This is a genomic window from Vicinamibacterales bacterium, from assembly GCA_035699745.1.
Classification (GTDB): Bacteria; Acidobacteriota; Vicinamibacteria; order Vicinamibacterales; family 2-12-FULL-66-21; genus JAICSD01.
The window spans coordinates 1-18,366 of sequence record DASSPH010000066.1; the positions used below are offsets into that span (position 1 = coordinate 1).

Annotated in this window: 19 protein-coding genes; 9 read left to right on the top strand and 10 right to left on the bottom strand. The window is 68.6% G+C overall.

Annotation, left to right across the window (positions count from 1 at the left end):
* The 5 genes from VFK57_14250 to VFK57_14270 form a co-directional block, all read right to left on the bottom strand.
* Nucleotides 1-321 (bottom strand): complex I subunit 1 family protein (locus tag VFK57_14250; GenBank protein HET7696871.1); only part of this gene is annotated, 321 nt, incomplete at its 3' end.
* On the bottom strand, nucleotides 318-1,466 hold the full coding sequence (locus tag VFK57_14255) for an NADH-quinone oxidoreductase subunit D (protein HET7696872.1): 1,149 nt from the start codon (nucleotides 1,464-1,466) through the stop codon (nucleotides 318-320). The genes VFK57_14250 and VFK57_14255, both read right to left, overlap by 4 nt.
* Before the next feature lie 12 nt (nucleotides 1,467-1,478).
* Entirely contained in the window at nucleotides 1,479-1,931 is a 453-nt protein-coding gene (locus VFK57_14260; GenBank protein ID HET7696873.1) for an NADH-quinone oxidoreductase subunit C, read from the bottom strand.
* A 1-nt stretch (nucleotide 1,932) separates the two neighbouring features.
* Complete coding sequence (locus tag VFK57_14265; GenBank protein ID HET7696874.1) at nucleotides 1,933-2,568, bottom strand: NADH-quinone oxidoreductase subunit B family protein; 636 nt, start codon at nucleotides 2,566-2,568, stop codon at nucleotides 1,933-1,935.
* Nucleotides 2,565-2,921 (bottom strand): NADH-quinone oxidoreductase subunit A, encoded by a 357-nt coding sequence (locus VFK57_14270; GenBank protein HET7696875.1) that lies wholly within the window; start codon nucleotides 2,919-2,921, stop codon nucleotides 2,565-2,567. The genes VFK57_14265 and VFK57_14270 overlap by 4 nt, the downstream gene beginning before the upstream one ends.
* Nucleotides 2,922-3,033: 112 nt before the next feature.
* Here VFK57_14270 and VFK57_14275 point away from each other — a divergent pair, with 112 nt between their 5' ends.
* Genes VFK57_14275 through VFK57_14285 form a run of 3 tightly spaced genes read left to right on the top strand, consistent with a single transcriptional unit; the run spans nucleotide 3,034 to nucleotide 5,851 of the window.
* The gene (locus tag VFK57_14275) at nucleotides 3,034-4,755 is read left to right on the top strand and encodes a GMC family oxidoreductase (GenBank protein HET7696876.1); all 1,722 of its coding nucleotides are present in this window, start codon (nucleotides 3,034-3,036) and stop codon (nucleotides 4,753-4,755) included.
* A 42-nt stretch (nucleotides 4,756-4,797) separates the two neighbouring features.
* Nucleotides 4,798-5,394: a gluconate 2-dehydrogenase subunit 3 family protein gene (locus VFK57_14280; GenBank protein ID HET7696877.1), complete on the top strand. Its 597-nt coding sequence runs from the start codon at nucleotides 4,798-4,800 to the stop codon at nucleotides 5,392-5,394.
* A gap of 40 nt (nucleotides 5,395-5,434) precedes the next feature.
* A complete protein-coding gene (locus tag VFK57_14285; protein ID HET7696878.1) occupies nucleotides 5,435-5,851 on the top strand; it encodes a hypothetical protein in 417 nt (138 codons plus the stop codon).
* 76 nt (nucleotides 5,852-5,927) lie between these two features.
* On the opposite strand, the gene VFK57_14290 is transcribed toward VFK57_14285, so the two are convergent.
* Together VFK57_14290 and VFK57_14295 are read right to left on the bottom strand one after the other, a co-directional pair.
* Complete coding sequence (locus VFK57_14290; protein HET7696879.1) at nucleotides 5,928-6,353, bottom strand: cupin domain-containing protein; 426 nt, start codon at nucleotides 6,351-6,353, stop codon at nucleotides 5,928-5,930.
* Between the two features lie 126 nt (nucleotides 6,354-6,479).
* The gene (locus tag VFK57_14295; GenBank protein ID HET7696880.1) at nucleotides 6,480-7,646 is read right to left on the bottom strand and encodes a lactonase family protein; all 1,167 of its coding nucleotides are present in this window, start codon (nucleotides 7,644-7,646) and stop codon (nucleotides 6,480-6,482) included.
* Between the two features lie 21 nt (nucleotides 7,647-7,667).
* Here VFK57_14295 and VFK57_14300 point away from each other — a divergent pair, with 21 nt between their 5' ends.
* From VFK57_14300 to VFK57_14310, 3 genes are read left to right on the top strand one after another with little or no spacing between them, the layout of a single operon-like run.
* Nucleotides 7,668-8,411 (top strand): carbohydrate-binding family 9-like protein, encoded by a 744-nt coding sequence (locus VFK57_14300; GenBank protein HET7696881.1) that lies wholly within the window; start codon nucleotides 7,668-7,670, stop codon nucleotides 8,409-8,411.
* Nucleotides 8,412-8,465: 54 nt separating this feature from the next.
* Complete coding sequence (locus tag VFK57_14305; protein HET7696882.1) at nucleotides 8,466-9,782, top strand: MFS transporter; 1,317 nt, start codon at nucleotides 8,466-8,468, stop codon at nucleotides 9,780-9,782.
* 12 nt (nucleotides 9,783-9,794) lie between these two features.
* Nucleotides 9,795-11,801, top strand: coding sequence for an FAD:protein FMN transferase (locus VFK57_14310; protein HET7696883.1), 2,007 nt, complete (start codon nucleotides 9,795-9,797; stop codon nucleotides 11,799-11,801).
* Here the strand turns inward: VFK57_14310 and VFK57_14315 are convergent.
* Genes VFK57_14315 through VFK57_14325 form a run of 3 tightly spaced genes read right to left on the bottom strand, consistent with a single transcriptional unit; the run spans nucleotide 11,788 to nucleotide 14,597 of the window.
* The gene (locus VFK57_14315) at nucleotides 11,788-12,633 is read right to left on the bottom strand and encodes an SDR family NAD(P)-dependent oxidoreductase (protein ID HET7696884.1); all 846 of its coding nucleotides are present in this window, start codon (nucleotides 12,631-12,633) and stop codon (nucleotides 11,788-11,790) included. The genes VFK57_14310 and VFK57_14315 overlap by 14 nt on opposite strands.
* Nucleotides 12,634-12,637: 4 nt before the next feature.
* The gene (locus VFK57_14320) at nucleotides 12,638-13,462 is read right to left on the bottom strand and encodes a hypothetical protein (protein HET7696885.1); all 825 of its coding nucleotides are present in this window, start codon (nucleotides 13,460-13,462) and stop codon (nucleotides 12,638-12,640) included.
* On the bottom strand, nucleotides 13,455-14,597 hold the full coding sequence (locus VFK57_14325; GenBank protein HET7696886.1) for a DUF362 domain-containing protein: 1,143 nt from the start codon (nucleotides 14,595-14,597) through the stop codon (nucleotides 13,455-13,457). Before VFK57_14325 ends, VFK57_14320 begins: the two co-directional genes overlap by 8 nt.
* Nucleotides 14,598-14,658: 61 nt before the next feature.
* Between VFK57_14325 and VFK57_14330 the strand changes: the two genes are divergently transcribed.
* The 3 genes from VFK57_14330 (at nucleotide 14,659) to VFK57_14340 (ending at nucleotide 18,287) form a co-directional block, all read left to right on the top strand.
* Nucleotides 14,659-15,132: a RidA family protein gene (locus VFK57_14330; GenBank protein ID HET7696887.1), complete on the top strand. Its 474-nt coding sequence runs from the start codon at nucleotides 14,659-14,661 to the stop codon at nucleotides 15,130-15,132.
* Nucleotides 15,133-15,352: 220 nt separating this feature from the next.
* A complete protein-coding gene (locus VFK57_14335; GenBank protein ID HET7696888.1) occupies nucleotides 15,353-16,951 on the top strand; it encodes an aminotransferase class V-fold PLP-dependent enzyme in 1,599 nt (532 codons plus the stop codon).
* A 4-nt stretch (nucleotides 16,952-16,955) separates the two neighbouring features.
* Nucleotides 16,956-18,287, top strand: a complete 1,332-nt coding sequence (locus VFK57_14340; protein ID HET7696889.1) for an amidohydrolase/deacetylase family metallohydrolase — start codon at nucleotides 16,956-16,958, stop codon at nucleotides 18,285-18,287.
* The last annotated feature ends 79 nt before the right edge of the window (nucleotides 18,288-18,366 follow it).

The following is an 18,366-nucleotide window of genomic DNA, read 5'->3' on the forward strand; positions in this document are numbered from 1 at the left end:
CCACTTCGACGCCCACGACGCGCCGAACGGGATGACCGCCCACGCCATCATGGCCGGCGCGAAGGAGAGCATCGGCGCCAGGAAGAAGAGCGCCTTGTTCGCGTACGGCGGCAGCGTCTCCTCTTTCATGATGTTCTTCACGCCGTCGGCGATCGGCTGCAGCAGGCCGTGCGGGCCGACACGGTACGGCCCGACCCGCGACTGCATCCGCGCCGCGAACTTCCGCTCGAGCAGCGTCACGTAGGCGAGCACGCCGGTGAGCACGCCGAGAATGGCGGCCCCCATCAGCGCCGCGGCGACGGCGGGCGGCAGCGCGATCACCGGTCCACCTCGCCGAACACCGGATCCACCGAGCCCATGATCGCGACGACGTCCGCGACGCTGGTGCCGGGCAGGATGTGCGGCAGCACCGCGAGGTTCGAGAACGACGCCCCTCGCCACTTCATGCGATACGGCTTGTTGCTGCCATCGGACACGAGATAGCAGCCGACCTCCCCGCGCGGCCCTTCCACGCGCGCGTAGGCCTCCCCCTTCGGCACCTTCACCTGGGCCAGCGACTTCACCCCCGGGCGCGAGGAGATCGGCCCCGGCGGCAGGCCGTCGAGGGCCTGCCGGATGATCCGGATCGACTGGCGGAACTCCACCATCCGGACCAGATACCGCGCTTCGCAGTCGCCGGCCGGCCGGACCGGGACATCGAACGCGAAATCGCCGTACGACGAATACGGCTGCGCGCGGCGCAGATCGTAGGCGATCCCCGAGCCGCGGAGGAGCGGGCCGCTGACGCCGACGTCCTGGGCGAGCGCCGCCGAGATCACCCCGACCCCGCGCGTGCGCATCGTGAAGAACGGGTTGTCCGCCAGCATCCCCTCGTATTCGTCGAGCCGCTGCTCGATGAGGTCCACCGTCCGCCGGCACTGCTGCACCCAGCCGTCCGGCAGGTCGTAGCGCACGCCGCCGACCTGGTGAAATCCGTAGAGCAGGCGCGCGCCGACCAGCGACTCGAACAGGTCGAGCACCAGCTCGCGCTCGCGGATGCAGTAGAGGAAGATCGTCGCGCCGCCGCCCAGCGCGCCGCCCATGTCCATGCACCACGTGCCCAGCCACAGGCAGTGCGACGCGATCCGCTGCAGCTCGCCGACGATGACCCGCAGGTACTGCGCGCGCTTGGGGACCTCGAACTGCCCGATCTGCTCGGCCGCCATCACGTACGCCAGCTCGCTCGACATCGCCGCGACGTAGTCCGTCTTCGACGCGATCGTCGGGTACTGCACGTAAGCCAGCGTCTCCGCGAGCTTCTCGTGGCAGCGGTGCAGGTAGCCGATCACCGCGTCGACGCCCACCACCGTCTCCCCTTCGAGCGTGAGGATGGCGCGGAACACGCCGTGGGCCGAGGGATGCTGCGGCCCCATGTTCATGGTCAGCCGCTCGCTGCCGGTGTAGTCGAGTGCGCGAACGTCAGGCATGCGGGCAGGCGCCTACCGGTACGGCGGATGCGGCGTGTCGACCGCGTAAGACTTGAGGAGCGGATGCCCCTCCCAGTCGTCGGCGAGCAGGATGCGGCGGCGATCGGGATGGCCGGCGAACTCGACGCCGAACATGTCGTAGCACTCGCGCTCCATCCAGTTCGCGCCGCGGTAGACCGGCACCAGCGACGGACACGCCGTCCCGCCGGCGCCGAGCTTGGTCCGCAGCTGCACCGAGACGCGCGCCTCGAGGTTGTCGAGCCGGGCAATCACTTCGAGGCCCTCGGCCTTCCAGTCGATCGCGGTCAGGAAATTGAAGAACGCGCAGCCGAGCGTGTCTTTCGCGAACCGCGCCGTGGCCTGCCACGCCTCCGGCTGCACCCGGGCGACGATGGGGGCCGTCCCCTCGATGGTCGTGACCCCCTCGACCAGCGTCAGCAGCTCGCGCGCGCGTTCGGGCGTCATGTCAATCGACCTTCGGACCCGGTTCGGCGCGGCGGCCGGTGCGGCGGAAATGCGAGATCTGATCCTGGAGCAGCAGCAGCCCGTTCAACAGCGACTCGGGCGGCGGAGGACACCCGGGCACGTAGACGTCGACGGGGATGATCCGATCCACGCCCTTCACCACGTGGTAGCCGTGGCGGAACGGCCCGCCGGAATTGGCGCACGAGCCCATCGAGACCGCCCACTTCGGATCCGGCATCTGGTCGTAGATGCGCTCCAGCATCGGCGCCATCTTGATGGTGACGGTCCCCGACACGATCATCAGATCGGAGTGGCGCGGCGACGCCCACGGCACCATCCCGAGGCGCTCGACGTCGAAGCGCGACGCGAAGGTCGCCATCATCTCGATCGCGCAGCAGGCGAGGCCGAACGACACCGGCCACACCGAGGACTTGCGCGCCCAGTTGAAGAAGCCGTCGGCCACGGTGGTGACGACGAACCCGCCAGGGAAGGCGTGGATGCCCTCGGTCACGCGCTCGAACAGCGAGGACGCGGCGTCGCCCGTCTCGGGCCGCCGCTGGTGGTGGGTCTCCCACTCCTGGAGATCTTTGACGTCGCGCCAGAGCGGAATCGGAATCTGCGGAACCGGCGGCTTCACTTCCACTCGAGGAGCCCCTCCCGATAGGCGTAAATCCACGCGAGCCCGAGGATGCCGACGAACCCCAGCATGACCAGGAGGCCGCCAACCCCGAGCGCGCGCATCGTCACGGCCCACGGAAAGAGGAACACCGCGAGCGTATCGAAGACGAGGAAGATCAGGGCGACGAGATAAAACCCGACCGGAAACTGCACCCAGGCTTCGCCGATGGGCTCGGCGCCGCATTCGTAGTTCACGGCCTTGGCCGCTGAGGGGCGCGACGGCCGGACGACCCAGGCGGCGGCCAGAGATCCGGCGGCGAACGCCAGGATCAGCCCGAAAAAGATCGCAACCGGCAGATAACCGCTCAGCATCGGCGTGGACTTCGCAGGATGCGGAGAGCATAGCACGCGGCGGTGCCCGGATCGGCCGGACGCGATGCGGGCGGCCGGGTACCGCATTACAATCGGCGCGGGACACCCACCTATGCAAATCATCCGCAATCGCAGAATTTACGACGTCGCCATCATCGGCTCCGGCGCGGGGGGCGGCATGGCCGCGAAGGTCCTCACCGAAGCCGGGGCCGACGTCGTCATGCTCGAGGCCGGGCCGATGTGGGATCCGGTCAAGGACTCCTACATGTTCCGGTGGAACTACGACAGCCCGCGGCGCGGCGCGGCCATCCCCACCCAGCAGTTCGGGGAGTACGACGCCGCGTTCGGCGGGTGGACCCTCGACGGCGAGCCCTACACCACCGCCGCGGGCGACGACTTCTTCTGGTTCCGATCGCGCATGCTCGGCGGCCGCACCAACCACTGGGGGCGGATCTCGCTGCGCTTCGGGCCCGACGACTTCCAGCGCAAGTCCATTGATGGGCTCGGCGACAACTGGCCGATCACCTACGAGGACATGAAGCCCTGGTACGACGAGACCGATCGGCTGATCGGCATCTTCGGCACCAACCTCCCGTTCCGCAACGAGCCCGACGGCATCTTCCTGCCGCCGCCGAAGCCGCGCTGCTACGAGCTGCTGATCCAGCAGGCGTCGGAGAAGCTGGGGGTTCCCTGCGTGCCGTCGCGGCTGTCGATTCTCACCCGCCCGCACAACGGCCGCGCCGCGTGCCATTACTGCGGCCAGTGCAACCGCGGCTGCGCGACGCACTCGAACTTCTCGTCCCCCTCGGTGCTGATCCCGCCGGCGATGAAGACGGGCAGGCTCACCATCGTCGCCAACGCGATGGCGCGCGAGGTCACCGTGGACGAGAACGGGCTCGCCTCGGGCGTGTCGTACATCGACAAGAACACGGTCCGCGACAATCACGTCCGCGCCCGGATCGTCGTCCTCGCGGCGAGCGCCTGCGAGACCGCCCGCATCCTGCTGAACTCGAAGTCGCCGAAGTTCCCCCAGGGCCTCGCCAACTCCACCGGCATCGTCGGCAAGTACCTGACGGACTCGACCGGCACGGGCGTGACCGGGTTCATCCCGAAGATGATGGACAACCACCCGCACAACGAGGACGGCACCGGCGGCGCCCACCTCTACATGCCGTGGTGGATCGACAACAGGAAGCTGGACTTCCCGCGCGGGTATCACATCGAGATCGGAGGCGGCCGGCGCATGCCGGGCGCCGGCTTCCTCGGCAACATCCACGCCTATACCGGCGTGGAAGCGTCGGGAACGCCGATCGCGTTCGGCGGCTACGGCGCGAGCCTCAAGCGCGACTACCGCCGCGTCTATGGGTCGACCGTCAGCTTCGCCGGACGCGGCGAGATGATTCCGAACCCGGACAGCTGGATGGAAATCGATCCGCGCGTGGTCGACAAGTGGGGCATCCCGGTGCCGCGGTTCCACTTCAAGTGGAGCGACTACGAGATCAAGCAGGCGAAGCACATGCAGGAGACCTTCCGCGCCATCATTCACGAGATGGGCGGGACGCCGCTGTCGCCGATGCCGACGGCGCAGCAGAACTACGATCTCGCGCCCGGCGGCCGCATCATCCACGAAATCGGCGTCGTCCGGATGGGCAACGATCCGAACACCTCGGCGCTGAACAAGTACTGCCAGGCGCACGACGCGAAGACCGTCTTCGTCGCCGACGGCGCCCCGTTCGTGTCGCAGCCGGACAAGAACTGCACGTGGACGATCCTGGCGCTGGCGATGCGCACGGCGAACTACATCGCCGAGCAGCGCAAGGCAGGAGCCATCTGAGGCCACGGATCACACGGAACACACGGAACACACGGATGACTTATGGATAAGCTGAATCGCAGAACGTTGCTCAAGGTGCTCGGCGCGGCGCCCGCCGCCGCCGGGTTCACCTGGACCGAGGCGGAGGCGGCGCAGGCGGCGAAGTCGCAGGCGGCGCGGCGCACCGGGGCGAAGCCCGCCGCCTTCAAGCCGAAGTTCTTCACCGCGCACGAATGGGCGACGGTGAACCTGCTCGTCGACATCATCATCCCGAAGGACGAGCGCTCGGGCAGCGCCACGGACGCGGGCGTGCCGGAGTTCATGGACTTCATGATGAGCGACCAGCCGGGGCGGCAGACCGCGATGCGCGGCGGGCTGCGCTGGATCGACGCGCAGTGCGAGAAGCGGTACGACAAGCGCTTCCTCGAGTGCACCGAGGCCGAGCGCACGGCGGTGCTCGACGACATCGCGTGGCCGCAGAAGGCGAAGCCGGAGTTCCTGCACGGCGTCACGTTCTTCAACAGCTTCCGCGATCTGACGGCCGCGGGTTTCTGGTCCAGCAAGATGGGCGTGATCGACCTCGAGTACACGGGCAACACGATGATGCCGGAGTGGCCCGGCTGTCCGCCTGAGGCGCTGAAGAAGCTCGGGGTCGGCTAGAGAGTTCAGCCGTCAGCCGAAAGCGGAGAGCGGAGTCCGCATGAAAGTTCCGGCCCGATGGTCGGCGATCGACGACTCGGAACCGCTGCCGGTGTCCCTGCTGCGCGCGCCTGCCGCAATCGCCGCGGGCGCCTTCGTTGCCGGCGTGGCCGTGGGCGCCGTCGCGGCCCCGTTCGCGTCGGCGCCGACGCCGGCGATCACGTATCTCCTCACCCTCATCGTGTGCGCGCCGTTTCTGCTGCCGACGTCGGCCTATCGCCGGCACCGCGCGCTCTGGTGGTGGATGGCCGCGGCCGCCGCCCTCGCCACCATGCGCGCCGTCTTCATGGCGGGCTTCCTGCTGCCGTACCAGTCCTGGGGAGCGTGGGCGCTGAAATGCGCGATGGATCTCCTCGCCGCCGCGGTCCTGTGGCTCGCGACGCTGGCGATTTTCAGAGCCCCAGTCCCCGATTCGTAACCGATCGCCCGATCACCCGATCACCCGATCACCCGATCACCCGATCGCCCGATCGCCCGATCGCCCGATCGCCCGATCACTTCGCTTTCCAGTTGATCACGTGATACGTGGCGGGCGTCGAGCCGACGTTCTTGATGTTGTGCAGCTGGTTCGACGCCTGGAAGATCAACGATCCGGGCCCGCCGCGTTTCAGCTCGCCGTTGACCAGAGCTTCGACCTGCCCCTCCTTGACGATGAGGATCTCTTCGTTGGGATGCCGGTGCGGCGGGTGCGATTCCTCACCCGGGCGCAGCGTCGTGATGTGAATCTCGAGCTCCGCCAGCGTCGCCGTGGGCTGCTGCACGACCCGCCGCACTTCGCCGGTCCGGTTCGGCTGCGGGCTCAAGCTCGACCACTCGAAGAGTGTGGACGGCAGAACGTCGGCCCGTGCGGACGCGATCGATACCGCTGTCAGCGTGAGAAGAACCGCGATGGAAGCCACTGCCACGTCTCGACGCGTCATAACACTCCTCATCCGACATCCGCAGTCGTGGACTCACCCGACCGTGAGTTCTCCGCGCAGGTGGATGTCCTTTGACGACGACCCGATCATCTGCCGGTTTCATGATTTGCGAGGCGCGATACGCCCTCAGGGATTCACGAACACGACGCTGACCGGGAACGGGACCTGAAGCGTGGTTCCCGCCGGCGTGAGCCCGCCGGTCGCCTGATCGATCCGGAACACCACGATCGTGCTCGAGTTCTGGTTGGCCGCAATCAGGAGACGCCCGGACGGATCGATCGCGAAGTTGCGCGGCGTCTTCCCCTGCGTCGACGCGCGATCGAGCGCCGTCAGCGTGCCCTTCCCGGCGTCGATCCGGAAAGCCGCGATGCTGTCGTGGCCGCGATTGGACGCGTAGAGGAACCTGCCGCCCGGGTGCACGGCGATCTCGGCGCCGCTGTTGTCGCCGGCGAATCCTTCCGGCAGCGTGGAGAGCGTCTGGAGTTCGGTCAGCGTCCCGCGCGTGGCGTCATACCGCATCGCCACCACACGGGAGAGCATCTCGCTCAGGACGTAGGCGAACTTCCCGTCGGGCCGGAACGCCAGGTGCCGCGGACCGGATCCCGGTGCAATCGCGGAGAACGGCGGATCCGCGGGGGCCAGACCGCCGGCGCGCGGATCGATCCGGTAGGTCAGCACCTTGTCGAGGCCGAGATCCGCGGCGAGCACGAAGCGGTTGTCGGGCGACACCGTCACCGCGTGGCCGTGCGGTCCGCTCTGGCGTTCCTTGTTCACGCTCGAGCCGCTGTGCTGGAAGAACGCCGAGGCGTCGCCAAGCCGGCCGTCGTCCTGCACCGGAAACGCGGCGACGCTGCCGCCGCCGTAGTTCGCGACGAACACCCATTTGCCCGACGCGTCGAGCGAGACGTGGCACGGCCCGCCGCCGCGCGACGAGACCCGATTCAGCAGAGTCAGCGTGCCGGTGCCGCGATCGATCGAGAAGGCGCTGACGCTCCCGGCGTCGCGCCCTTGGTACCTGGACACCTCGTTCACCGCGTAGAGAAATCGCTGGTTCGGGTGCACCGCCAGAAACGACGGGCTCTCCGTTTCCGCGGCCAGGCCGTCGGTCCCCATCGGCGTCATCCCGCCGTCGGCGCGCAGCCGGTACGCGTAGATGCCCTTGCTCGGTGCCCGTGTATAGGTTCCGACGAACACGATCCGGTCGCCGGACGTCTGCGCGCGCGGAGCCGCCGCGGCGCCGGTCCAGACGATGGCGGCCAGCACGCCGGCAACGCCGAGGAGAATCCTGCGCATCGGCGCTAGATTACACCTGTCATGAAGGTTGTGATCTCCGTCCTGACCGTCCTGTGCCTGGTCCCGGTGACGACCCGCTATGATGGCGCCGTGAACGCGCAGCCCGCGGAGCGTCCCCGTCTGTCGGTCAAGCCGACGCCGGACTTCGAGGTTACCGGGACGGGTGACCATCCCGGCTGGCAGGCGACGGAGTGGACCACGCTCCGCCGGCGCCAGCCGGACGGGCATCCCTACGAGACCCGATCCAAGGTGCTCTATTCGAAGACGGGTTTGTACTTCCTCATGGACGCCGCGGACAGGACGCTCACGGCGGCGATGAAGGAAGACTTCATGGATCTGTGGAACGAGGACGTCTTCGAAGTGTTCCTCTGGACGGACGAGCGCTACCCGATCTACTTCGAGTACCAGATTTCGCCGCTGAACCGCGAACTGGCGATCCTCGTGCCCAACTTCGGCGGCCAGTTTCTCGGCTGGCGGCCGTGGCATTACGAGCGGGACCGCCTCACGCGCAAGGCCACCAGCACCGTTGGCGGACCCAAGACGTCACAGGCCGCGATCGACGGCTGGCGCGCGGAGTTCTTCATTCCCTACGCGCTGCTCCGCCCGCTGCAGAACGTGCCGCCGAAGCCCGGCACCGTCTGGCGCGCGAACTTCTACCGGATGGACCATGACGCCGGCAGGCGGACGCAGTGGGAGTGGGCGCCGGTCGGCGAGAGCTTTCACGAGTACCAGAAGTTCGGCGAGCTGGTGTTCGCGGATCGCTGACGCCAGAAAACGGCACGCCTGACCGCGCCGGGAATGCTATCATCCGCGCCACCCATGCCTTCACCCCATCGCTTCAAACTGTTCTCGATGATGGTGCTCGAGTTCTTCATCTGGGGCGCCTGGTATCCGCTGATCTTCGGCTATCTCCCGAGCCTCGGTTTCACGCCGGCCGAGCAGACCTGGATCCTGAGCACCTTCCCGGTCGCCGCCATCGTCGGCATGTTCTTCAGCAATCAGTTCGCCGACCGCAACTTCGCGGCCGAACGGTTCGTCGCCGCCAGCCATCTGATCGCGGGCCTGGCGATGATCTCGCTGTTCTGGATCACGTCGTTCTGGCCGTTCTTCTTCGCGCTGCTGGTGCACTGCCTCCTCTACGTGCCGACGATCTCGATCACCAACTCGATCGCCTTCGCGCACATGCAGGACGCGCAGAAGGAGTTCGGCATCGTCCGGATGGGCGGCACGATCGGCTGGATCATGGCGGCGTGGCCGATGACCTTCATCCTCGTCGACTGGGATCGGGTGCGCGCGGCCAACACCGACGGCTTCGTCAGCTGGCTGGGCACCGTTCTCGCCTCGGGCCTCACCGGCCCGGCGCTGCAGCAGGGCACGAAGTACGTGTTCGTCGTTGCCGGCCTCGCGTCGCTGGTCCTGGCGGCGTTCAGCCTGACGCTGCCTCACACGCCGCCGAAGAAGGTCACGGCGGGCGCGAACAAGTTCGCCTGGCTCGAGGCGCTGCGGCTGTTGAGCGCGCCGTTCATCCTCGTGCTCTGGCTGGTGACGTTCATCGACGCGACGGTGCACAACCTGTACTTCAACTGGACGGGCACGTTCCTCGGCACGCCGGCCGACGCCGGCGGCGTCGGCATTGCGGGGAACTGGATCATGCCGGTCATGAGCATCGGCCAGGTCGCGGAGATCCTCACGATGGCGGTGCTCGGCGTGACCCTGAAGCGGCTCGGCTGGCGGACGACGATGATCCTCGGGATCCTCGGACATGCGGCGCGCTTTGCCGTGTTCGCGTTCTTCCCCGAGAACCAGGCGCTCATCATCCTGATCAACGTCGTCCACGGCGTCGCCTACGCGTTCTTCTTCGCGACGGTCTACATCTTCGTCGACGAGTTCTTCCCGAAGGACGCGCGCGCGAGCGCGCAGGGGCTGTTCAATCTGATGATCCTCGGCCTCGGTCCGCTCGTCGCGAACGTGATCGGGCCGAAGCTGATGGGCGAGACCTTCCGCACCGCGGCAGGCGTGGACTTCCGCAGCCTCTTCCTGGTGCCCTTCAGCGCTGCGGTCGTCGCGGCGATCGTGCTGGCGATCTTCTTCCATCCGCCGCGCACCGTGCAGGCACCGGCGAACGCCAGGCATTGAGCCGGACCACTCGTGGCTGTGCGCTGCGCGGCGATCGCCGCGATCCTCTCGCTCGCCGGAGCGGCGGCGCCGCTGCAGCGCCACGAGGCCACGCGCGTGTCGATGGGCTGCGTCTACGCCATCGTCACCTACGGCCGCGATGCCGCCGCGCTGGCGCGGATCACTGAAGACGCCTTCGACGAGGTCGATCGCATCGATCGACTGATGAGCCACTACAGGCCGGAGAGCCCGCTCTCGCGCGTCAACCGCGAGGCGGCGCAGCATCCGGTCGGCGTCGATCCCGAACTGTTCGACTTCATCGCCGAGGCACTGCGCTACAGCCGCGAATCGGACGGCGCGTTCGACGTGACGGTGGGCCCCTTGATGAAGGCCTGGGGGTTCTTCCGCGGCGAGGGACGGATGCCCTCCGACGGCGAGCTTGCCGCCGCCCGGCGCGGCGTCGGCGCGGCCCACGTGCGGCTGAATCCGGCGGACCACACCATCGCGTTCGACCGTCCCGGTGTCGAGCTCGATCTCGGCGGCATCGCCAAGGGCTACGCGGTCGATCGCGCCGTGGCGCTGCTGAAGCGGCGCGGCGTCACGGCGGCCCTGGTCAGCGCCGGCGGCAGCACCATCTACGGGCTCGGCGCGCCGCCCGGACGCGACGCCTGGGACGTCGAGATTCAGGATCCCCTGGATTCACGACGCATCGCCCGCACGGTGACGCTGCGGGATCGCGCGCTGTCGGTGGCCGGACGCTCGGAGAAATCGTTCGAGTCCGGCGGCGTGACCTACTCGCACATCATGGATCCGCGCACCGGCCGGCCGGTGCAGGGGATGCTGAGCGTGGCCGTCCTCGCGCCGACCGGCACGGCGGCCGATGCGCTCGACAACGCGTTGTTCGTGCTCGGCCGGGAACGCAGCCAGCCGTATCTGCGCGCGCTTCCACCAACCGAAGCAATCTTCTTCCCCGCGGTCACCGACACCGCCGCCCAGCGGCCCGTTCCGGATCTCGAGGCGGCACCGTTCGCGCCGCGCAGCTACGTCGCGTATCGTCCGGCCTCGCCAGTGAAGGTCGACGGCAAGCTCGACGAGGCGGCATGGGCCTCGGCTCCCTGGACCGATGCGTTCGTCGACATCGAAGGGGACGCGCGCCCGCGCCCGCGGTTCCGCACCCGCGCGAAGATGTTGTGGGACGACGCCTTCTTCTACGTCGCCGCCGATCTGGACGAACCGGACGTCTGGGCGACGTTGACCGAGCGGGATTCGATCATCTTTCGCGACAACGACTTCGAGATCTTCATCGACCCGGACGGCGACACGCACGCCTACGCCGAGCTCGAAGTGAACGCACTCGGCACGCCGTGGGACCTCCTCCTGATCAAGCCGTATCGCGACGGCGGACCGGCGATTCACGCGTGGGACATCGCCGGCCTGCAGGTCGGCGTCGACGTCCGCGGCACCATCAACCGTCCGGGCGACCGTGACGACGGCTGGAGCGTGGAGATCGCGATGCCCTGGTCGATCCTCCGCGAGCTGGCGCCGGGCCACGCGGCGCCGAAGGCCGGCGATCGGTGGCGCGTCAACTTCTCGCGCGTGGAATGGCAGGTGGACGCGACCACCCGTTATGCCAAGCGTCTCCGCCCGGGGACGGCCGATCCGCTGCCGGAGGACAACTGGGTCTGGAGCCCGCAGGGCGCGATCGACATGCACATGCCGGAGCGGTGGGGCGTCGTGCAGTTCTCCGGCCTGCGCGCCGGCAGCGGCGCCGAACCAGTCGTGGACGATCCGAACGAGCGCGTCGCCTGGGCGCTGCGGCGTCTCTACTACCGGCAGCGCAAACTGCGGGCGAGCACCGGCAGCTATGCGCGTTCGCTCGATGCCCTCGGCGCGGGCGACATCCGCGTGGACGGCCTGGACTTCCGGCCGGAACTCGATGCGACGGCATCGTTCTACGAGATCGCCGCCAGGGGATTCGCCGGCGTCGTGGTCCACATCAACCAGGACGGCCGGGTCTGGCGCACGGCTAGCCGGCCGTAGTCGTGCGCGGTTCCGATCGATAGCCGCCCCTCGCCGCCAGCCGTCGCTTCACCGCCCGCGACAGGAACGGCAGGAACCGCTCGATCGCGACGAGGATCCTGCCGTGCCCGGTGACGATGATTTCGCGCTTCCCTCTCGCCACGGCACGCAGGCTCCGCGCCGCCGCCTTCGCAGTGGGCATGACGAGCCACGCGGGGATTGGCTCCGCGGCATCGGCGTGGAGCGCGCCCTGGTTGTCCACGCGCCGGATGTCGCTGGCGACGAACCCGGGGCTGATCAACGTGACCGTGACGCCGCGGAGGGCCAGCTCCGGCGTAATCGCGTCGGCGAGCGCGCGGACCGCGAACTTGCTCATCGCGTACGGCGAGCCGTTCGGCGCCGAGATCCACCCCGCGACACTGCCGAGGATCACCACGTTGCCTCGCGCCTGCTCGATCGCCGGCAGCGTGGCGTAGATCGTGCGCAGGACCCCGAACACGTTGGTCTCGAACTGCCGCCGGTAGTCGTCCACCGTCAGGTCGGGCAGCGCTCCGACGACGCCGAACCCGGCATTGGCGATCGCGACGTCGAGCGTCCCCCAGCGGCGCACCGCTTCCGCGGCGGCCCGGTCCACTTCTCCGTCGCGCGTTACGTCGCACTGAACGACGAGCGGCGCCGGGTGCCCGGCCGCGCCGATCCTTTGCGCGACCGCCTCGAGGAGAGGCGTGCGGCGGGCCGTCAGCGTCAGATGCGCGCCGGCCTGCGCCAGCTGCCAGGCCAGCTCGGCCCCGATTCCGGAGGAGGCGCCGGTGATCAGCACGCTCTTCCCGCGAAAGAAGGCTGGCGCACTCATGTGATCACCGCGCCGCACTGAGATCGACGACCGCGTAGACGCCGAACCGCGGCAACGAGAACTCCGTGGCGCCGCCGGCGACGACGTGATCGACGAGCGCCGACCGTCCGGCCCCCGCGATATAGACATGGCCGCCGGCAAAGCCGCCACGGACGCGCACGCGCAGGCCGTCGATTTCGCGCCCCCCGTAGTTGATGAGATGCAGGCGCACCTGCGCGGCGTCGCCGGTGAGCCGCCCGATGACCAGTTCGCTGCCGTAGACGCGCAGGCTGCGCCGATCGTCGGTCAGCAGGCGGCGGACCTTCAGCGCAAACGCACTCGGATCCGCCGCCTCTTCGGCCGGGAACTCCCGCGTGCCGACCGCGACGTTGAGGGGATAGCGCGGCTCCGGCGCCTTGACGACGGCGTAGAGCAGGTTGCGCCGCGCGAGCAGGTTCATCACCTCGCCGGTGACCGCACTGCCGTCGTCCACGACGCCGAAGTCGGCGATCGCGGGGAGGCGGGACGGCGGGAGGCTCCCGACGAAGGCGGCGAACGCGCGCAGCGCGTCGGCATCCGCCGGATCCGTCTGCAGGACCGCGTCCGCGTCGTAGGCGAACTTCTCGGCCATCGCGAGTGATGCCTTCCCCGCCGGCAGTTCGTAGCGGAATCTCGCGCCAGGGTGCCTGATGAAGCGCCAGCCGCTCGCGACGATCCACGGGCTTCGGGTCGGCGACGCCACGCCCGCGCGCGCGACGATGCCGGGTGTCGGCAGCAGTTCGCGCGCGCCGGTCTCTGCCTGGGTGACGGCGAGCGCGGAGAATCCGGCCAGGATCAGGAGCCTAGTCAACGCGGATGCTGTCGACCTTGATCTTCGTCCGGCCGTAGACGCCGAGCCCGAGCGTCGAGGCGTACTCCACGTGTCCGGGCTCGCGGATGATGATGTTGACGTTGGGATCCGCATCCCGCGCGCGCCCGTCGTCCACGCGCAGCGAGGCGGGCGAACGATCCCAGATCGAGATCGCGCCGCGGGCGCGGCGCTCGTCGTCGATGATGTCGAGCAGCAGGCGGTCGATGGCGACCGGGTCGGTGCCGAACATGATCTCCTTCGGGTAGAACACGTAACGCGTGGTCCTCGCGAAGGGACCGCCGTGCCAGACGCCGCGCAGGCCGTCCATGATCTGGAGCACGGTCCGCGAGCGCAGCGGCTCGATCGCCGCCAGCGTGCCGACGACCGAATAGGTGTGAGACGTGCCGCGGTAATGGGTGCGGGCGACGTTGGAGAAGCTTCCGTAGGCGATGTTCTTCAGGCAGCCCGTGGCGCCGGTGGCGCCGTGATCTTTCATGTTCGGGATATTGATGATCTTCGTCAGCTGCTGCGAGACCAGCCGCATCATGTTGGACCGGGTGTCGTCCTCGCCGAAGAGATCGGCTTCGAGGTAGATCGCCGGGTCGTATCCGGCGTTGTCGACGTTCCGGTTCGCGCGCTCGGCGGCGGCGATGGTCACGCCGGGCGGCAGGTGCGGGGCGTAGTTGCATTCGTCGAGCTGATTCTGGAAGCGCTCGTAGACGTAGACCTGCGACGGCGGCACGCCGGCCGCCCCGAGCTGACGCACCGTCTCGGCGACGATCTCGTAGGCGGAGATGCAATGCGGGTAGCCGCCGCAGTTCACCTTGATCCCCACGCGATCGGCGGGCTCGAAGAACCGGCGCCAGGCGTCCGTCGTCGTCGCCGCGCCGGTCAGCGCGCGCATGCCGCGCGCCATCATCTCGCGAACCACTTCGGCGTTCGCGGTCCCGGTAGCGGTGTCGACGCACCGATCGGACTTCACCGACACGACGCGTCCCGGGTACGGGCCGGGCATGCCGGGCGTGGCCGCCGGCTTGTGGGGGGACACGACACGAAACGCGGGAACGTCGCGCGGCCGCGCCTGGAGGAGCAGCGGCGCCGCTCCCAGTACCCGGACAAACGTGCGCCGGTCCATGACGGCGCCATCCTACTCCAGTTCGCTTGACGCCGATGGGACGCTGCGCCATGGTTACGCCATGAACAAGACAACTCGTCGCGGGTTCATCGGCCGCGGCGCCGCGGCAGCGGCAGCGGTCACGGCGGCGCTCCCGGCGCGGGCGTCGGCGCAGGCGCCGGCCGACAAGCCGGTGAAGAAGGTCCACTATCGCAGCGGCAAGAAGCCGGAGAAGACACCGCTGTTCAACAGCACGGTGTCGTACGGCAACCTGCTCTTCATCGCCGGCGTCGGCTACCACCAGGAAGGGGACATCAAGGTCCACACCAAAGGGGTCCTCGATCAGATCCAGCGGCAGCTCGAGAGCGTCGGCTCGTCGATGGAGAAGGTCCTCAAGTGCAACGTCTACTTGAACGATCTCAAGGACTACGCGGCGATGAACGAGGTCTTCCTCGGCCGCTTCGGGGACGAGCCGCCGGTGCGGACGACGATCGCGGCGCCGGGCGGGATCCCGGGGAATTCGCTGGTCGAGATCGACGTCATCGCGACGTTATGACCGCCGCGCGCGCGGCGAAGGTCTCTACTCGAACGCCAGTTCACCGTGGAGGACGTCGACGGAAACCGATTCTGTTTCCATGGCTGATCGAGCGAACCCGCTCGAGTTCAACCACACGGGCTGACAGACGGACGGGGTCCTGACGCTGCGGGCAGATCGGCATGCCCGCGAGTGATAAATCCGGTAAGCTGGCGCATCGCCGCGAACCGGAGGTGAGGCCGTGCTGCAGTCGCTGAAGAAGACTCTGAGCCGCCGTGACCTGTTTCGCTGGTCTGCCCTGCTGACCGCCCCCGCGCTTCTTCAGTCTCGCGCCGCAGGCGAAGCGCAGAGCCGGGCCCAGCCGCCGCCTCGCGATGTCTACCGGGCGATCGGCGTCCGCCCGCTGATCAACGCCCGCGGCACCTTCACGATCATCAGCGGATCGCTGATGCTGCCCGAAGTCCGGACGGCGATGGACGCCGCGGCGCAGCAGCACGTGCACCTCGACGAACTGATGGCCGCGATCGGCGCGCGGCTGGCCGAACTGACGAAGGCGGAATGGGGCATGGTGTCGTCCGGATGCGCCGCCGCCCTGACCCACGCGACGGCGGCCTGCGTGGCCGGCGGCAACCCGGACCTTCACATCCGCATCCCGAACCTGAGCGGCTTCGCGAAGGACGAAGTGATCATCCCGCGCCACTCGCGCAACGTCTACGACGCGGCGGTCCGCGCCGTCGGCGTGCGGATCGTCGACGTCGGCACGGCCGAGGAACTCGAGGCGGCGTTCGGTCCGCGCACCGCGATGGTCTACATCCTCGCGGGCCCCAACGCCGACAGCGGTCCGCTGAGCACGAAAGCGATCTGCGCCATCGCGCGGCAGAAGCAGGTGCCCGTGCTGGTGGACGCGGCTGCCGAAGTCCTGACGGTGCCGAACGTGCACCTGGAGAACGGGGCGACGCTGGTCGGCTACAGCGGCGGCAAGTGCCTGCGCGGCCCGCAGAGCGCCGGCCTGCTGCTCGGGCGCAAGGATCTGGTGCAGGCCGCGTGGATTCACAGCGCGCCCCATCACGGCTTCGCCCGCTCGATGAAGGTCGGCAAGGAAGAAGCGATCGCGATGCTGACCGCGGTCGAGATGTGGACCAGGCGGGATCACCAGGCGGAATGGAACCGCTGGCTCGGCTGGCTCGATCACATCGCCAGGCACGTCTCCAGGATTGACGGCGTCACGACCGCGATCACGGAGACGACGGAGTTGTCGAATCGCACGCCGGCGCTCTCGATCCGGTGGGACGCTGCACGGCTGGGCGTGACGGGCGCGGCCGTGGCGAGGCACCTGATGGACACGGAGCCGCGCATCGCCACCCCGGGCGGGCGCGATCGCGACGGCCTGACGAGCATTTCGGTCACCCCGTACCAGATGTCCGCCGGAGACGAGAAGATCGTCGCCGCCCGGATCCACGACACGCTGGCGCGTCCTCCCAAATCGATCCGGATCGACGCGCCGGCCGCGATGGCCGCACCCGCGGCGGATCTGAGCGGGCGCTGGAACGTGCGGATCGAGTACGTCGCCGCCGCCTCCACCCACGCGCTGCACCTGAAGCAGACCGGCAACCGCGTCGACGGCACGCACCAGGGTGATTTCGTCTCGCGCGATCTCGCCGGGACGATCGACGGCGACCGCGTCCAGCTCTCGAGCAGCTATGGCGAGCGGAATGGAGACGCTCTGAGTTTCCGTTTCAACGGCACGGTCACCGGCAACGAGATGGCGGGATCGCTCGACATGGGCGAGTACCTCACCGCGAAATGGACGGCGCGGCGGCACGAGTACCGGCGAGGGTGACGCGATGAGAGTGTTGCACAGGCTCGCCCTCGCCGCATGTCTGCTGGCCGCGGCGGTCGCGACCGGCAGAGCGCAGCGCCCGGTCGACGCCCGGAAATACGATCTGCTCCTGAGGGGCGGGCACGTGATCGACGGCCGCAACCGCCTCAGCGCGGTTCGCGACGTCGCGATCGCGGATGGGAAGATCGCGGCGGTCGCCGCCGGCATCGATCCGGCGCTGGCGCTGAAAGTGGTCGACGCGTCGGGCCTCTACGTGACCCCCGGCCTGATCGACCTGCACGTTCACGTCTACGCCGGCACCGGCGAGCGCGCCTCTTACGCCGGCGACAACAGCGTCTATCCGGACGGATTCAGTTTCCGCAGCGGCGTGACGACGGTCGTGGACGCCGGCTGCGCCGGCTGGCGCACCTTCGACGATTTCAGACAGCGGATCATCGATCGGTCGAAAACCCGCGTCCTCGCCTTCCTCAATATCGTCGGCAACGGCATGCGCGGCGGGAAGTTCGAGCAGGACCTCGCCGACATGGAGGTGAAGCCCACGGCCGACATGGCGCTGCGGCACAAGGGCCTGATCGTGGGGATCAAGACGGCGCACTTCGCCGGCCCGGAGTGGGCGCCGGTCGAACGCGCCGTCGCCGCCGGGACGATCGCGAACGTTCCCGTCATGGTCGACTTCGGCACCAATCGCGCCGAGCGTCCGCTCAGTGAGCTGGTCACGAAGAAGCTCCGGCCCGGCGACATCTACACGCACCTCTATTCGGGGCTGCGCGACGAACAGCTCCCCTCCGGCCAGGTGAACCCGGCGCTGTTCGAGGGGCGCAGGCGCGGCGTCGTCTTCGACGTCGGGCACGGCGGCGGCAGCTTCCTGTGGCGCATCGCCGTTCCCGCAGTGAAGGCCGGCTTCCTGCCCGATTCCATCTCCACCGATCTCCACATCGGCAGCATGAACGCCGGCATGAAGGACCTCCTCAACGTGATGGACAAGTTCCTCGCGATGGGACTGCCGCTGGACGACGCGGTGCTGCGCGCCACCTGGAATCCCGCGAAACAGATCGGCCGCGAGGACCTCGGGCACCTCTCGCCCGGAGCCGCCGCCGACGTCGCCGTGCTGCGGCTCGAGAAAGGACGCTTCGGCTTCGTCGATATGTATGGGGCGCGGATGGACGGGACGCAGAGGCTCACGAACGAGCTGACGCTGCGGGACGGACGAGTCGTCTACGACTTGAACGGGATCACGCGGCCGGACTGGAAGACGCTGCCGGGCGATTACCGCCAGACCGGCGACGCCCGGTGGGACGCTGTGACGCCGGCGCCGCGGCGCCCGGGCGGGAGGTAACGGAGGGGGACGGAGGGGGACGGAGGGGGACGGAGGGGGACGGAGGGAACGGTTTTCGACACGGAGGAACGGAGGGAAC

Bases quoted from the DNA above. Each gene is read 5' to 3' on its own strand.
- VFK57_14255 (HET7696872.1), bottom strand. From the start codon at position 1,466: ATGCCTGACGTTCGCGCACTCGACTACACCGGCAGCGAGCGGCTGACC.
- VFK57_14260 (HET7696873.1), bottom strand. From the start codon at position 1,931: ATGACGCCCGAACGCGCGCGCGAGCTGCTGACGCTGGTCGAGGGGGTC.
- VFK57_14270 (HET7696875.1), bottom strand. From the start codon at position 2,921: ATGCTGAGCGGTTATCTGCCGGTTGCGATCTTTTTCGGGCTGATCCTG.
- VFK57_14275 (HET7696876.1), top strand. From the start codon at position 3,034: ATGCAAATCATCCGCAATCGCAGAATTTACGACGTCGCCATCATCGGC.
- VFK57_14280 (HET7696877.1), top strand. From the start codon at position 4,798: ATGGATAAGCTGAATCGCAGAACGTTGCTCAAGGTGCTCGGCGCGGCG.
- VFK57_14285 (HET7696878.1), top strand. From the start codon at position 5,435: ATGAAAGTTCCGGCCCGATGGTCGGCGATCGACGACTCGGAACCGCTG.
- VFK57_14290 (HET7696879.1), bottom strand. From the start codon at position 6,353: ATGACGCGTCGAGACGTGGCAGTGGCTTCCATCGCGGTTCTTCTCACG.
- VFK57_14295 (HET7696880.1), bottom strand. From the start codon at position 7,646: ATGCGCAGGATTCTCCTCGGCGTTGCCGGCGTGCTGGCCGCCATCGTC.
- VFK57_14300 (HET7696881.1), top strand. From the start codon at position 7,668: ATGAAGGTTGTGATCTCCGTCCTGACCGTCCTGTGCCTGGTCCCGGTG.
- VFK57_14305 (HET7696882.1), top strand. From the start codon at position 8,466: ATGCCTTCACCCCATCGCTTCAAACTGTTCTCGATGATGGTGCTCGAG.
- VFK57_14315 (HET7696884.1), bottom strand. From the start codon at position 12,633: ATGAGTGCGCCAGCCTTCTTTCGCGGGAAGAGCGTGCTGATCACCGGC.
- VFK57_14325 (HET7696886.1), bottom strand. From the start codon at position 14,597: ATGGACCGGCGCACGTTTGTCCGGGTACTGGGAGCGGCGCCGCTGCTC.
- VFK57_14330 (HET7696887.1), top strand. From the start codon at position 14,659: ATGAACAAGACAACTCGTCGCGGGTTCATCGGCCGCGGCGCCGCGGCA.
- VFK57_14340 (HET7696889.1), top strand. From the start codon at position 16,956: ATGAGAGTGTTGCACAGGCTCGCCCTCGCCGCATGTCTGCTGGCCGCG.